Below are 15,147 nucleotides of genomic sequence, written 5' to 3'. Positions count from 1 at the left end.
GGGGTTGTCGTTTCTGCCGGCTGGGATGACGGCGGCTATGGTAATAAAGTCGTAATCGATCACCAAAATGGCTATAAAACGATTTATGCTCACCTGGATTCTATCTCTGTATCCGCTGGTCAAACGATCGGCAGAGGTGAAAAAATCGGAATCATGGGAGCTACCGGGGAATCAACCGGCGTGCATCTGCACATCGAAGTATATAAAAATGGATCTCTCATCAACCCATTAGATGTACTATAATATTTAAAACAACCAATACGGGACTGACACCAGAAATATCGTTGTCAGTCCCCTTTGTTGTATATGCGTTTTCTTCCTAATGATGTTAGGTAGAAAAGTAGTGCGGGGATTTCTTTCGCAAATCACTCAGGAACTATGGTAAAACCTAAAATCATTATGAACTTTTGGTAAAAAAGACATGAAATCAAGGTATGATAGAGTAAAAGATGAATTAAAGCGCAGAAAGTGATAAATTTAAAGGAAGAACCCTATACTAAGGAAAAAAATTCAAGACCCGAATTTACTTGTCAAAGGAGACCGTTGATATGGATAAAAAGATTCTAGTTGTGGACGATGAAAAGCCGATTGCGGATATATTACAGTTTAATTTAAAGAAAGAGGGCTATGAGGTTCATTGTGCGTATGATGGCGATGAAGCTGTGAAAATGGCAGAGGAATTGAAGCCGGACCTGGTCCTTCTTGATATTATGCTTCCGAATCGTGACGGGATGGAAGTATGCCGGGAGATTCGAAAGAAGTATGAGATGCCGATCATCATGCTGACGGCGAAAGACTCTGAAATTGATAAGGTGCTGGGGCTTGAGCTGGGGGCGGATGATTATGTGACGAAGCCTTTCAGTACTCGTGAATTGATTGCGAGGGTGAAAGCGAACTTGAGACGCCATCAGGCAGGTGCTGCTCAAGCGAATGCAGAGGAGGAAAATAATGAGATCACGGTTGGCTCGTTGACCATCCATCCTGATGCATATGTCGTGTCTAAGCGTGGGGAAACGATTGAACTGACGCACCGCGAGTTCGAACTGCTTCATTATCTGGCAAAACATATTGGACAGGTCATGACCCGTGAGCACCTTCTGCAAACGGTATGGGGATATGATTATTACGGGGATGTCCGTACAGTGGATGTAACCGTAAGACGTCTGCGTGAGAAAATCGAGGATAATCCCAGCCACCCTACTTGGATCGTAACACGTAGAGGAGTCGGTTATTACTTGCGAAATCCTGAACAGGAGTAAGGTGAATGAAGAAAGTTGGTTTAACGCGTTCGATCCATCTTAAGTTTGTCATGATTTATGTGCTCTTGATTCTACTGGCGATGCAGATCATCGGGGTTTACTTCGTCAGGGAACTGGAGGATAAGCTGGTTGAAAACTTTCAAACCAGCATAAAAAGCAGGGTTGATTTGCTTGAGTATTCGATCCGTGAAGAAATGATGAAGGATCGTGCCGAGGGAGACCCTACAAAAGAAAGTGAAATTAAGAATTTATTGGAAGACAGTGATGACCCCAGGTCGGATATTGACGAAATACGAGTCATTGATCAAAAGAGTAAAATAATAGGTACCTCCGATGCGAATAATCAGGGACAGGTGGGACGGCCTACTAATCAAATTCTGGTCAAGCGGGTCCTGGTGGGTGGAGGGCCTTATGATGATATCTATGTTGATAAGCAAACGGGTGATCGTGTGTGGGTGCTCGCTTCACCTATTGAAAAGAACAAAGAGATCATCGGTGCGATTTTCCTGGTAGCTAAAATTGAGACTGTTTATGACCAGATGAATGAAATCAATAAAATCTTCACGAACGGTACGCTTATTGCTCTTGCGATCACTGCCATCTTAGGTGTATTGCTCGCACAGACGATCACCAGACCCATTTCCGATATGCGAAAACAGGCTCTTGCGATGGCAAAGGGGAATTTCTCACGTAAAGTTAAAGTGTACGGCTATGACGAAATTGGCCAGCTGGCCATGACATTTAATAATCTTACAAAGCGGCTGCAGGAAGCTCAAGCGACCACAGAAGGAGAAAGAAGAAAACTTTCTTCTGTTCTTTCATATATGACCGATGGAGTCATTGCCACGGATCGTAAGGGAAGAGTCATTTTAATTAACGATCCTGCTGTGGAAATGTTGAATGTTTCACGTGAAACAGTCCTCTCACAACCAATTGTTTCATTGCTTGGACTGGATGAAGAGTATACCTTCGAGGATCTGTCCAATGAGCATGAATCAATCATTTTGGATTACAGCACGAAAGAGAAACCTTACATACTAAGGGCGAATTTCTCAATTATCCAAAAGGAAACAGGGTTTGTTAATGGATTGATTGCAGTTCTGCATGACATTACCGAACAGGAAAAGATCGATCTGGAGAGACGGGAATTCGTTGCAAATGTATCTCATGAATTACGCACCCCTCTAACCACAATGCGAAGCTATTTGGAGGCGTTGGCAGAAGGAGCATGGCAAGATGAAGAGATCGCTCCGCAATTTTTAAATGTCACGCAAACTGAAACGGAGCGGATGATCAGACTAGTAAACGATCTCCTGCAACTTTCAAAAATGGATAGCAAAGATTACCGTTTCAACAAGGACTGGGTGGATTTCATTCTCCTATTCCACCGGATCATCGATCGTTTTGAGATGACGAAGAATTTGAATGTTACCTTTGAACGTTATTTGCCTGATGAAGCGATGTTCGTTGAAATTGATCAGGATAAAATCACTCAAGTTTTGGATAATATCATTTCCAATGCATTGAAATACTCACCTGAGGGCGGCACTATCACATTTAATGTGAAAGAAAATAATGGTTTTATCGAGATAAGTGTGTCAGATCAAGGATTAGGTATTCCTAAAGAAAATTTAGATAAAATATTCGAACGTTTCTACCGCGTGGATAAAGCACGCTCAAGGCAGATGGGCGGTACAGGACTTGGACTGGCCATCGCGAAGGAAATGATATCAGCACACGGTGGTGACGTATGGGCTACTAGTATTGATGGTAAAGGAACGACTATTACGTTCAAGCTCCCATACGATCCGCTACAAGAGGATGATTGGTCATGAACTATGAAAAAATAAAATCCATTGTTTTGACGCTGCTGGTTGCCATGAGTATTTTTCTTACGTGGAATCTTTGGACGTATCAACCTCAATATAATGAAATTGAAAGCACGGAAGCTTTTGATGTTTCAATAGGGAAAGAGAGAAAGAAACTGGAATTGATCAAGCCCTATAAAGTCTTTTATAATCACGAAAATAAAATTTCCGGCTCTCAGGACAGTGATGAAATCGATACGGTTTTATACGAAATGAGCAGCTGGAGATTAGTGAATACAAAAGATGTCAGCAACCAGTATTCTGATATTGAAATAGAAAAATTGGTTCACGCGCCGGATAAAATCAATTTAGTATTTCCGGACATTGTCCCCCTTTCCCTTTATAAGAAAATCATAAAATTTGATGAAAATAATATACCCAAGACCACTTTCAACCGGATCATCATTGACATGAATTATAACAATTCAAGCAATGGAACTCTCTATTTTGTGTTATATGGAGAGGAAAACGAGAAAGTGGTAGTGGAAAGTAAGGTGGATTTGGATAAGCTGCAGACACTTGAGGATAAGTTTGTTCAAAAAGCCATTTACAGTGATTCATATGCAGAATACTTTAAATACAAGCTGAATGACAGAAAAACCATTCTGCTCCCGGTCAAAGCAGGGGAATATTATAAAATCAAATACTCTACCGAACAGCTGAATGGGGAAGATTTCGTGAAGGCTCTGTTCAAAGACCCGAGTAATGTCAGTCATAATTCAACGGGCACCGAGAAAAATTACAGGGACTCTTTCAGCTTGATGAAGGTAAATGAAGATTATAGTACTCTCTCTTTCGTGACACCGGGTGTGGATGCGGCGACGAATATTTCGGGAGATTTACTGATAGAGAACAGTATTCAGTTTGTAAATGAGCACGGAGGATGGACTGATCAATTTAGATTCTTCTCACTGAGCAGGGAAGAAAGCAAGATTGAATACAGGATGTTCCTTGATGATTTCCCTGTCTTCAGTGATATTTATGGGATGACGGAAATTGCCCAGACATGGGGGATTGATACGATTCATCAATATCAACGTCCATTTTATCAGCTGGTGGAAAATTATTCTTCCATCTTTGAACTTGTCAAAGTCCAGCTTCCATCGGGTTATACCGTGCAGCAGGCCCTGGAGGAAAGTGATATGGACCTGGATTATGTTGAGGATATTGCCATCGGATATAAATTGACGAGAGACAGCACAAATAAAGACATCCTTCTATATGATTTCAAACCATCATGGTATTATAAATACAGTGGGTCCTGGCTGCGGCTTCCTCTGGATGAGTTTGGAGGGATAGAAAATGGATTGGAGTAAAACAAAATCAATTTTCATCGTTGTTTTTCTGATATTGAATATCTTTCTGATGACCATGTTCATTAAAAAGATTTCAGCTCCTGAAGTGTTGTCGGCATCGGATAATAAACAATCCCCTATTGAGGCTTATAACATATCTTATCCTTCAGATATAAAGTCGACTGCAAAAACGGCATTAAGTGAGTCGAACATCAGGGCAAAGACGAAAAAGTTTACAGATGCAGTGAAAGAGAGCTTGAAAAAACAAGAGGTTAACATATTAACAGAGAATACACTGTATTCCACTTTGGATGAACCTTATCCACTCGGAGATAAACTCGCTGAGAAAGAGTTAAAGGATAAGATGAATGGTTTTATCAAGGAATATGTCATGGACGGCGATCAGTATACGTTCAGAGAGTTTAATGAAGAAGAGAAAACCATTAGTTATAACCAATCCTATGAGGGTAAACCGCTGTTTCACAACGCGAATGCAGAGATTGTTTTCGATTTAAATAACGAGAATGAAATTGTTTCTTATAAGCAAACGATGGTGGAAGATATTCAGGATTTCGGCGAAAAGAGAAATATCCTTCCCCCGCTGGACGCATTAAAAATCCTGACTGACAGTAATAAAATACCTTCTGATAGTGAAGTTACGGAGTATGAAATCGGGTATTCAACAAATGTATTTTCAGATTATCAGATTGTGATGGCACCGACTTGGCATTTTACGCTAATCAAAGGTGAAACGAAACAGGACTTATCCATCAATGCCATCGATGGAACGATTATCGAGAGGAAAAAATCAGAGAAAGAACTACTGGAGTGAGAGGTATGACCATGCATTTTAGTGTGCTTGCCAGCGGCAGTACAGGAAATGCGATATTTGTTGAAACAGAGGAGCATTCTTTCCTTGTGGACGCCGGTTTGAGCGGCAAGGCGATGGAAGGTTTGTTCAGTCAAATTGATCGTAAAATTGAAGATTTGTCCGGCATTTTGGTCACGCATGAGCATAGTGACCACATCAAAGGGATCGGTGTGCTTGCGAGAAAGTACAAGCTCCCGGTCTATGCAAATGAGAAGACATGGAGTGCGATGGACGGTCTCGTGGGGAAAATCGATACGGAACAGAAGTTTTCTTTCGATATGGAAACGGCCAAGCACTTTGGAGGGATGAGCATCGAGTCGTTCGGCGTATCGCATGATGCCGCCGAACCGATGTTCTATGTGTTTCATCAAGGGGAGAAAAAGCTTGTCCTCGTGACCGATACAGGGTACGTCAGCGACCGGATGAAAGGCATCATCTCTAATGCCGATGCATACGTGTTCGAAAGCAATCACGACGTGGGCATGCTCCGGATGTGCCGCTACCCGTGGAATATCAAGCGCCGCATTTTAAGTGATATTGGACACGTGTCGAATGAAGATGCAGCCGTTGCGATGAGTGAAGTAATTGGCGACAGGACCAAAGGAATCTATCTTGCTCACTTGAGCATGGATAATAATATGAAAGACCTGGCACGGATGAGTGTGACACAAACGCTTGAGTCCAAAGGAATAGGTGTAGGCGAACAAATTGATTTGTTTGATACGGACCCCAAAGTTCCGACTCCATTAGTAGCCATCTGATCATGTTTAACATGGAAGATTAAGAGGAATGAAAAGGTGAAGGCTGCTAGGGCTTTTGCCTTTTTATTTTGGGGTGAGAAAGTGGTGGAGAAGTCTTACCTGCCGCCTGATAAGTGCGGGGCAATGGATAGAAATGAATATTATTGTTATAGGTTAATTCAATAAGTCCGGCAACTCTTTACTGTTTTTCATCATTTTTTAATTTAATCTGACTATAATACAGCTTGAAAAGATAAAATAACAAAAGGTATATCTGTAAGAAAGGATGATGGTAGATGGGATACTATGATGATCAGGATCTTAATAGAGAAGGCAGGAGCAAGCAAAAAGGAAACCGCGGAGGCATGTTCCTTGCCGGGCTGCTGGGTGTGATCTTTGGTGCAATCATGATTATTATTGCGCTTCCTCAGTTACATAACCTGGATGTTTTACCCTATTCAATCCAGCCCGATCAGGATTTGAAGGAAACGGACGAAGCGTATCATAACGGGAAGACGAGTAACGTATCGGTGGATGTCACGACGGATATTACGAAAGCCGTTGAGAAATCCAGTGACTCTGTCGTCGGTATTTCAAATATCCGTTCTCAAAGCTTCTGGGGCCAGACTGAATCTCAAGACCAACAAGCCGGTACAGGCTCTGGTGTCATTTATAAAAATGCAGGAAATAAAGCCTATATCGTTACAAATAATCACGTCATAGAAGGTGCGGATCAATTAGAAGTGACGCTCGCTGACGGGACAAAGGTTCCCGCAACCCTGCGTGGTGCTGACGTCTGGACGGACCTTGCCGTCCTCGAAATCGATGGAAGCAATATTGAAAAGGCAGATGTGGCCGAAATCGGCAACTCGGATGAACTGAAAGCCGGTGAACCGGTCATTGCAATCGGAAATCCGCTCGGCCTTCAGTTTTCAGGTTCTGTGACACAAGGTGTCGTATCCGGAGTGGAACGAACCATCCCTGTCGACATCAATCAGGACGGAATGGAAGACTGGAATGCAGAAGTTTTGCAGACAGATGCAGCCATCAATCCCGGTAACAGCGGTGGTGCATTGATCAATATTTCCGGCCAGCTTGTCGGGATCAACTCCATGAAAATCGCACAAGAAGCCGTCGAGGGCATCGGACTTGCGATTCCGATCAACTATGCCATGCCGATCATTGAGGACCTGGAGCAATATGGAGAAGTGAAACGGCCAGCCATGGGTGTCGTGCTTGAAGATGTGAATCGGATCTCTGCCTACCACCAGCAAGAAACATTAAAGCTTCCGAAAGAAATCAACTATGGTGTCATGGTCAGACAAGTCGTTCCGAATTCACCTGCAGCACAAGCCGGCCTTCAAGAAATGGATGTCATCGTGGAACTGGATGGCGAGAAAATCGAAAGCCTGATCGACCTTCGAAAACATCTTTACAATAAAAAAGAAGTGAACGACCAAATGAAAGTCACGTACTATCGAAATGGCGAAAAACAAGAGCTTACGATGAAGCTGACAGATGAATCCCGCATGTAGGTGTGGATAAGTAAAAAGCAGGAGGGGAATCGAACCTTTCCTGCTTTTTCTATACGTGATATGATTACCTGTGGATAAATAAATGAACTGTTTTAATGAAAGCAAGAAGGAGGAATCTACTGTGATTTACTGTTGTTTAGAGCATGTGGAGCTTGCCATGGACATTATTGTCGACGAGCATGAAGTCGCGCCGGACTTAAAGGAACTGTCGAAAGAAGAACGGTTATCCACAACCTGTGAATATTGTGGGAATAACGCAATATATATTGTGGCGAACTAATATTCCCCTACAGGATGTGGACGGTAAATGTGGATATGTGGATAAGTTCTGTGGATAATGTGTTTGTAAATTGTTTGTAAAGCGAGGACGAACTTTGAATATCACAATTGTAACGGTTGGAAAATTGAAAGAAAAGTACTTAAAGCAAGGAATCAATGAATATGTAAAACGGCTCGGAGCTTATGCTAAATTGGAAATCATCGAACTGGCCGACGAAAAAGCACCCGAAGTATTGAGCGATTTAGAGATGGAACAAGTAAAGAACAAAGAAGGAGAACGCATCCTCTCCAAGATCTCATCCGATCACCATGTCATCGCCCTCGCCATCCAGGGCAAAATGAAATCATCAGAAGAACTCGCCGACAACCTCGACAAACTGGCCACCTACGGAAAAAGCAAAGTCGCCTTTGTCATCGGCGGATCACTCGGTTTAAGTGATGAGGTAATGAAGCGGGCGAATGAGACCCTGTCGTTCTCTAAAATGACGTTTCCTCATCAGTTGATGCGGTTGATTCTGGTGGAGCAGATTTATCGGGCGTTTCGGATTAATCGGGGGGAACCGTACCACAAATAGTGCTAAAACAGAGAGCAGGATTAACTCTGGATAAAGAAGTATTAAATAGGCTAATTTAAACTAAAGGAGACCGTCCTTGTTTTGACGGTCTCCTTTTGGTTTTCTTAAACTTGTACTTCACTCATAAATGCATGAGTATTATCTTCTGTATCTTTAAAAAATACCATCCATGTTTCTGTTTGACCCATTTTCGCTACAACATGTGGTTCATCAATAAAGATAACTTCTTTACCTGCTAAGCGCTCATAAGTATCTTTTATATTTGTTACATGAAAATAAATAACTGAACTTGAATGGGCGAATTCATCTTTTTCTGGTAGTGATAACATTAGCCGTAACCCATTACATTCAAAGAAAGCCATACTATCAGTGTTAAATATAAGGGAAAGACCTAATTTCTCTTTATAAAAATCTAATGCTCTATTCAAGTCTTTAACAGGTACACCAATCTGTCCAACTTTTTGAACCATTGTAGTTTCCATAATACATTTCTCCTCTCAAATATCTATTCAATTTAAGCATAGTTAATTTCTTCTAATTTTTCTTATCCAATATCACCTTTTTTCGATATTCTCTAGGAGATATACCAACATGCTGTTTAAACATTTTACTAAAGGACACAGGGTTTTGAAATCCAAGTATAAATGTTATATCAGTCATATTTTTTTCTGCTTTTGATAATAGTTGCTTTGCTTTTTGTATTCTAAATTCTGAAATATGCTGATGAGGTGTTCTACCGTATATTTGAGAGTAAGTTCTTAATAAATGGTTAGGTGATAAACAAGCAACTCTAGCAACTTCCTCTAGTTTTATCGGTTGATTGAAATATGATCTAATATAATCATGTGCAATACTTACCCTTCTATATAATTCTTCACGAGTAGAATTACGAATTGCATGTAATGATTCAATTTCTTTATATGTATTAAAGTGTTCATTTAAAATAGAATCCATTATCTTATGAAATTGTTCCTCATAACCAACGGAATCACTATCAAGACTAGGTAATATCTGCATAAAATTTCCCAGTTGAGAAGACAGAGTATTATTTTTATGATAGGTTTTTTCAAAAAAACCAATAGAACTCTTATCCTTAAATGGATCGCTTAGAAGACGATCATCTGTTTCTTTTAAGGAATGAAAGATTTCTTCTGCAAACCCATCTTTAAAGAAAAGACAAAAGGATTCTACAACTTTAGGTTCATCAATTGAAATGGTATATGCACCTTCATTGAGGAGTAGGTATCTACTCTCTTCAACAGCAAAAAAGCCTTTATTAGTCTTATAACGGGCTTTACCATTAAAGAATGTTTTAATGGACAGTTGACCATTTCCTTCCCAGTAAAACTGTTCACTTTTTGCATGCAACACGAAATTGGTAGAATCATTTTTTGTCATAATACAATCTCCATAATAGATAACTTATTTTTCCATAGTAATATTATACATAATATTGGAACTTTAAGTCATTAACGGTATAGAGTCAACAATGATCATATTCGCCTTTAGGTAGGTGCTTCTTTGTTTTGTCCTCAATCACATATTTATTGACTTGTTCTATTTTTACTTAAGAAAGAAATATTTATTGGTATCTATTGTTTTCTCTAGACCCGTGTATTTTCGACCTTATATGTATAAGCTAAATACATATAAATAAAGATGGTGACTGCTATGAATACGGTATTGATCTTTCTGGTTTTAGCAATAGTATCCGTTATTTCCCTGTACATCTTGATGAAGAAAATGAATGTCACTAATGTATTGGGCTGTTATTTTTTATCCAATATTCTTCTTACTAATTCAGGTGTAATCATTAATTTAAATTTAAAATTAACAAAGCAAGACCCAACAAGTGAACTAATATTTTGGACGCAGAAAATTCCTGAGTTGTCACTCAAGCCAACATTACTTTTATGGTTGATATATATTTTATTTTCTAACCGAATTATTTCTAATAAACTAATTTATCTTTTCGTTTTCTTAACTGCACTCGTTTCTATTGAACTATATTTCGTTCATATTGAATATCTGGAGTGGGTAAAGTGGAATGTATTTTATTCATATTTGAGATACATTCTAATTATTTTATTATTGGCTATTTACTCTTTTTATTTAGAAAAACTTATTTATAGATCCAAAGGGGTGAATACAATATGATGTTGCCTCTGCCTGAAAAATTTGACGAAAATGAACTGTTTATTATCTTTTCCACAGTAATTACTTGGGGACTTATGTTTATACTACCCAGACGATTGTCTGCTGTTACCATTACGATTATTTGGACATTCAATGTCTTTCTTGCTTTGTTAGCGGATATTACCATCGGCGTCAAACCATATGAGCTTTACTTTACGATCGATCATAAAAAGCATGAATTATTTGATGTGTTGCTGCACTTTGCCACTTACCCTACTCTTTCTTATTTTGTAGTAAGTTGCTATCAATATTACAAGCCCAAAGGTCTAAAACATCTCTCTTTTATTATTTTTTGGGCAGGGATAGCGATAACTATTGAATGGATTTCTGTGAAATTCAATGTTTTTACCTATACCGGCTGGAAGTTGTATCTATCCTTTTTTGTTTATCTGGTTGTATTTGCCGCCAGCATTTGGCTTTCGAACTATACTGAAAAGAAACACGCTTACAAATGGCGGCCAACTAGTTGAGCTTGCTAGGGGATCAAGACCTTAGATAACTCAATGGCAATCGCTGTTCTGCATAGCTTCAAGAAAGCATGGGCAGGGTTATTCTCAGGTTATAAATGTGAAAAGGGTCATCCCCCCAGTAGTAAACGCTCACCGGGGGATGACCCTTTTTTTATATAATTGAAACTTTACTTAGAAACCGAAAACCCTTCCTCTTCCTTTACTCTATCTCGATATTCATCAAGCAAAGCGCGTACTTCATCTGAAGTTTCTGTCTCCATCAGACGATTTCTCAGCTCGCTCGCTCCACGGAATCCGCGGACGTAAATCTTAAAGAAGCGGCGGAGCGGTTTGAACGGCCGCGGCTCGAGTTCATCGTTATACTGATCATGAAGATCCAGCTGCAGTCTTAGAAGCTCAAGAAGCTCTTCACTCGTATGCTCTTTCTTTTCTTTTTCAAAGGCGAACGGGTTTTGGAAAATCCCGCGTCCGATCATGATGCCGTCTACACCGTATTTCTCGGCGAGTTCCAGTCCTTTCTGACGGTCAGGGATATCCCCGTTGATCGTCAGTAAGGTGTGAGGGGCAACTTCGTCACGGAGCTTCTTGATCTCCGGAATAAGCTCCCAATGGGCATCGACGTCACTCATTTCCTTTTTCGTACGGAGGTGGATGGACAGATTGACGATGTCCTGTTCCAGCAAGTGCTTCAGCCAATCGTGCCATTCCTCGACTTTGGTATAACCGAGTCGGGTCTTCACGCTGACGGGAAGTCCTCCCGCTTTGGCTGCCTGGATGAGCTCAGCTGCGACTTCAGGACGGCGAATCAGGCCTGAACCTTTTCCGTTCGCTGAGACATTGTGCACAGGGCAGCCCATATTGATATCGATTCCCCGGAAGCCCATCTTGGCCATACCGATACTCATTTCGCGGAAATATTCGGGCTTGTCTCCCCAAATATGGGCGACGATCGGCTGTTCATCTTCCGTGAACGTCAGACGCCCGCGTACGCTGTCTTTTCCTTTCGGATGACAGTAGCTTTCCGTATTCGTAAACTCTGTGAAAAAAACGTCAGGTCTCGCGGCTTCACTCACGACATGACGAAAAACGACATCAGTCACGGCTTCCATCGGTGCCAACACAAAAAATGGCCGAGGCAGCTCATGCCAAAAATTAGTTTTCATAATATATTTAAACCCTTTCCTTGAGGGAAGCATGTTCCCAAAATTAAAAAGTAAGATGACTTAGTTTATCCATTCCCAGTCAGGATGGATTTCAACCAGTATATACTTTAATAGTATTAAACAAAAAGTGCAAGGGGACGGTATCAAAAATTGATGATTTAAGATGATGGCGAGAAATCTTTGTGCTTTTTTCCATAATGAAGAAATAATATAAACATAATTTGTAAAAATTGTTATAATATTTCTTGTAATAGCAATGATGTATGGATCTGCTTTGAATGAGATTAAAGGGGAGCGGTCAATGTCTGATTTCAATGAAAATCCGTTAATGAAGAACGATGAAAAAAAACGAAAGATCAAGGTTGAAAGGAAAGAAGGAGAACCGACTGCCGCTTTTAAAGGAGCAAGCTGGGCAGCTTTGGCGGCAGGTGTATCGGCTTATCTGATCGGCCTGTTCAATGCGGGAATGGAACTGAATGAGAAGGGGTATTACTTTGCTGTATTGGTATTCGGATTGTATGCAGCTGTATCCCTGCAAAAAGCGGTAAGGGACAGAGAAGAGGACATTCCTGTTTCGGGGATCTATTACGGGCTCAGCTGGTTTGCCGTGATTGTCGCCATTTCCTTGATGGCGATCGGCCTTTATAATGCCGGCAGTATCATCCTGAGTGAAAAAGGATTTTATGGTATGTCATTTGTTCTTAGTTTATTTGCGGCCATCACGATCCAGAAGAATATCCGCGATACACAGGTGGCGAGGGAAAGAGATTGAAAGTTGGGGGCGGTACTTTTACAGTACCGCCCTTTGCTGTTCTGGAGTAGAACCTTAATTTCTTGTAATAAGTATTATTGTTCTTTCTCCAGCTTTTACGAAGTGTTGGTGAGAGAAAGTAGTACTAATGTACATGTTGTAAGGACAATCGCATTTATATTTATTTCAGAGCTCTTAATCAAACTGTATAAAAAAGAAGCGGCACCATACAGTGCTGCAAAAGCTGTAATATTTTTTAATAACGATTTTTGCTTAAATGAAATTGAAAACAATTTGTCCCCTCCCGTACTTCTTTCAACTTTTAATCGGAACCGGATACTTCCGCCCATTTTTCACCATTTTCTCTTCAATAATCTCTTTCACATCCAAATCAAGTCTAGAACAGAGCATGAAAGAGTAAATCAACACATCTGCGATTTCTTCCCGTATGTTTTCTTTATTCTTTTGGAGTGCCTCTTCGCTGCTGATCCACTGGAAGTCTTCGAGGAGTTCGGCGGCTTCGATGGAAATAGAGATGGCGAGGTCTTTAGGATTTTGGGACTTTCTCCAGTTTCGTTCATCTATGAATTGGTCGAGTTTGTTCATTAGGTCTTTGATTTCACTCATTTTTAATCCCCTTTTCACCTGTAGTTTATGTATTATTTTACCTTTTTTACATAGATAATCAAAGGTCGATACCTTCAAACCAAAGAGAGTAAGGTTTATTTTCGGATATGAAGTTGGATAAATATGTTAAACTTATTGGGTCAACTTTACATAGAAAGGCTGGGGAATACATATGCATAATTTTAATTTGAAGAACGGACAGACTTATAAGGTAAGAGAATACACGGAGGTGGATTTTGAACGTGTCCATGAGTTAAACATTGAAGAGGAATGGAATAATCTCGTGAAAAAAGAGGAAGATACGAGGAATGCCTGGGGGCATTCAAATGTACGTTTTCTCGTGTTTGACGATGATGTTCTCGTGGGATATGTAAGGGGATTTACGGATGGATATGTGACAACGTACATTAGTGAACTGCTTGTCAATCAGCACTGTCGCGGACAGGGAGTAGGAAGGGAGCTTATAAAATTTGTCCATCATCTTTATCCGAGAACAAGGATCGATTTACTTGCATCGAAGACATCGAAATCTTTTTATGAAGCGAATGATTACAGGGCGTTTTACGGATTCAGGAAGACGATAGAAGAATATTGGTGAACAAAAGATTCTGTCCCTTGCTTTAATGCAAGGGAGCAGAACAATCTACCTTTCAAAGAGGAACTCTATTACTTTGCTGAATGCCTTTCGCTCTGATTCCGCGTGATAGGATGAAGAATAAGGATCACTAAATCCATGTTTCCCTTTAAATTTATGTGTTTCGATTTTGTTTTTTTCTAAAGTGGCGATAAGCTCGTCGACATTGAAAGATGGTTCCGCTTCCGGAAAGAATAGCATGACAGGACACTCAGGGTTTAAGTCTGTATAGTCCCTTATACGTGAACCATAGTATCCAACGATTCCGTCTGCATATTCCTCCTCGCAGCACATCCAGGCAACAGTAGCCCCTGCACTGAATCCGATGATAAATATTTTCTCGTATCTTTCTTTCAAACCGGATAAACTATTTCTAATTTTTTGTGCAGCGTAAATGAATCCTGTATGATCCATGAAATGACGATAGGCGGCATCCTCATCGGAATAGTCAAAGGAGGTCTCGTTTTCTGCCAAATCGGGACAGATGACATCAACATTCTGCTTTGATAATAATTCGCAAAAGCTCTGCATATGTTGATTGATTCCATAGATCTCGTGCAATACAAGGAGTAAAGTATTCGATTTTTGGTGTATTTGTATCATAGTAATCCTCCTTGAGTGCAGTCTGATATTATTCAATCGTACCATTTTTTATCTAATCAGTCCTGTGTTTTCTAGCAAAATAGGTTTGGCATAAGCAAGCAGGAAGTAGATCTCCTTCTTTCAGACCATAACAGCAAGAATAAGGAGGAAAGCCGGCTCCCGTCTTGATAAAATAAGATAAACAAATAATGAGGGCAGTAATAATGAAGCTTGAAAAGGAAATCCCCAAAGTGCTGCCGGTTAAGCAGATTAAGATTAATAATGGCAGAATGAGAAACAGG

Annotated in this window: 17 protein-coding genes; 12 read left to right on the top strand and 5 right to left on the bottom strand. The window is 40.3% G+C overall.

Translation table 11 applies throughout. The features are described from left to right. The 9 genes from HP456_RS10630 to rlmH all read left to right on the top strand — a co-directional run. Positions 1–243, top strand: a 243-nt coding sequence (locus HP456_RS10630) for a M23 family metallopeptidase (RefSeq protein WP_172250811.1), incomplete at its 5' end; no start/stop codon positions are given. Positions 244–548: 305 nt separating this feature from the next. Beyond that, positions 549–1,259 (top strand): response regulator YycF, encoded by a 711-nt coding sequence (gene yycF, locus HP456_RS10625; protein ID WP_172250809.1) that lies wholly within the window; start codon positions 549–551, stop codon positions 1,257–1,259. Positions 1,260–1,264: 5 nt separating this feature from the next. Next, entirely contained in the window at positions 1,265–3,094 is a 1,830-nt protein-coding gene (walK, locus tag HP456_RS10620; RefSeq protein ID WP_172250807.1) for a cell wall metabolism sensor histidine kinase WalK, read from the top strand. Then, entirely contained in the window at positions 3,091–4,443 is a 1,353-nt protein-coding gene (locus tag HP456_RS10615; protein ID WP_172250805.1) for a YycH family regulatory protein, read from the top strand. The genes walK and HP456_RS10615 overlap by 4 nt, the downstream gene beginning before the upstream one ends. Continuing rightward, entirely contained in the window at positions 4,430–5,254 is an 825-nt protein-coding gene (locus HP456_RS10610) for a two-component system regulatory protein YycI (RefSeq protein ID WP_172250803.1), read from the top strand. The genes HP456_RS10615 and HP456_RS10610 overlap by 14 nt, the downstream gene beginning before the upstream one ends. 5 nt (positions 5,255–5,259) lie before the next feature. Then, the gene (yycJ, locus tag HP456_RS10605; protein WP_172250801.1) at positions 5,260–6,054 is read left to right on the top strand and encodes an exodeoxyribonuclease YycJ; all 795 of its coding nucleotides are present in this window, start codon (positions 5,260–5,262) and stop codon (positions 6,052–6,054) included. Between the two features lie 275 nt (positions 6,055–6,329). Continuing rightward, positions 6,330–7,568 carry a S1C family serine protease gene (locus HP456_RS10600; RefSeq protein WP_172250799.1) on the top strand — a complete coding sequence of 413 codons (1,239 nt, stop codon included), beginning with the start codon at positions 6,330–6,332 and terminating at the stop codon, positions 7,566–7,568. A 121-nt stretch (positions 7,569–7,689) separates the two neighbouring features. Beyond that, the gene (locus tag HP456_RS10595; protein WP_172250797.1) at positions 7,690–7,848 is read left to right on the top strand and encodes a CxxH/CxxC protein; all 159 of its coding nucleotides are present in this window, start codon (positions 7,690–7,692) and stop codon (positions 7,846–7,848) included. Positions 7,849–7,942: 94 nt separating this feature from the next. Continuing rightward, the gene (rlmH, locus tag HP456_RS10590; RefSeq protein ID WP_172250795.1) at positions 7,943–8,422 is read left to right on the top strand and encodes a 23S rRNA (pseudouridine(1915)-N(3))-methyltransferase RlmH; all 480 of its coding nucleotides are present in this window, start codon (positions 7,943–7,945) and stop codon (positions 8,420–8,422) included. Between the two features lie 104 nt (positions 8,423–8,526). Here rlmH and HP456_RS10585 read toward each other — a convergent pair whose 3' ends face one another. Both HP456_RS10585 and HP456_RS10580 read right to left on the bottom strand, forming a co-directional pair. After that, positions 8,527–8,904, bottom strand: a complete 378-nt coding sequence (locus HP456_RS10585; protein ID WP_172250793.1) for a VOC family protein — start codon at positions 8,902–8,904, stop codon at positions 8,527–8,529. A gap of 52 nt (positions 8,905–8,956) precedes the next feature. Then, complete coding sequence (locus HP456_RS10580; protein ID WP_172250791.1) at positions 8,957–9,820, bottom strand: AraC family transcriptional regulator; 864 nt, start codon at positions 9,818–9,820, stop codon at positions 8,957–8,959. Positions 9,821–10,575: 755 nt separating this feature from the next. On the opposite strand from HP456_RS10580, the gene HP456_RS10575 reads away from it, so the two are divergent. Beyond that, positions 10,576–11,088 carry a hypothetical protein gene (locus HP456_RS10575; protein WP_172250789.1) on the top strand — a complete coding sequence of 171 codons (513 nt, stop codon included), beginning with the start codon at positions 10,576–10,578 and terminating at the stop codon, positions 11,086–11,088. A gap of 167 nt (positions 11,089–11,255) precedes the next feature. On the opposite strand, the gene HP456_RS10570 is transcribed toward HP456_RS10575, so the two are convergent. Beyond that, positions 11,256–12,251 carry a tRNA dihydrouridine synthase gene (locus HP456_RS10570; protein WP_172250787.1) on the bottom strand — a complete coding sequence of 332 codons (996 nt, stop codon included), beginning with the start codon at positions 12,249–12,251 and terminating at the stop codon, positions 11,256–11,258. A 301-nt stretch (positions 12,252–12,552) separates the two neighbouring features. Here HP456_RS10570 and yiaA point away from each other — a divergent pair, with 301 nt between their 5' ends. After that, positions 12,553–13,023 carry an inner membrane protein YiaA gene (yiaA, locus tag HP456_RS10565; protein WP_172250785.1) on the top strand — a complete coding sequence of 157 codons (471 nt, stop codon included), beginning with the start codon at positions 12,553–12,555 and terminating at the stop codon, positions 13,021–13,023. 294 nt (positions 13,024–13,317) lie between these two features. On the opposite strand, the gene HP456_RS10560 is transcribed toward yiaA, so the two are convergent. After that, positions 13,318–13,629 (bottom strand): nucleotide pyrophosphohydrolase, encoded by a 312-nt coding sequence (locus tag HP456_RS10560; protein WP_172250783.1) that lies wholly within the window; start codon positions 13,627–13,629, stop codon positions 13,318–13,320. Positions 13,630–13,801: 172 nt separating this feature from the next. On the opposite strand from HP456_RS10560, the gene HP456_RS10555 reads away from it, so the two are divergent. Beyond that, entirely contained in the window at positions 13,802–14,227 is a 426-nt protein-coding gene (locus tag HP456_RS10555) for a GNAT family N-acetyltransferase (RefSeq protein ID WP_172250781.1), read from the top strand. A 45-nt stretch (positions 14,228–14,272) separates the two neighbouring features. On the opposite strand, the gene HP456_RS10550 is transcribed toward HP456_RS10555, so the two are convergent. After that, complete coding sequence (locus tag HP456_RS10550) at positions 14,273–14,866, bottom strand: dienelactone hydrolase family protein (RefSeq protein ID WP_172250779.1); 594 nt, start codon at positions 14,864–14,866, stop codon at positions 14,273–14,275. Positions 14,867–15,147: the final 281 nt, after the last annotated feature.

Source organism: Bacillus haikouensis (assembly GCF_013179555.1).
Taxonomy (GTDB): domain Bacteria; phylum Bacillota; class Bacilli; order Bacillales; family Bacillaceae_B; genus Rossellomorea; species Rossellomorea haikouensis_A.
Note: the sequence above shows the minus strand (reverse complement) of the source record. Positions and strands in the feature narration are given on the sequence as shown.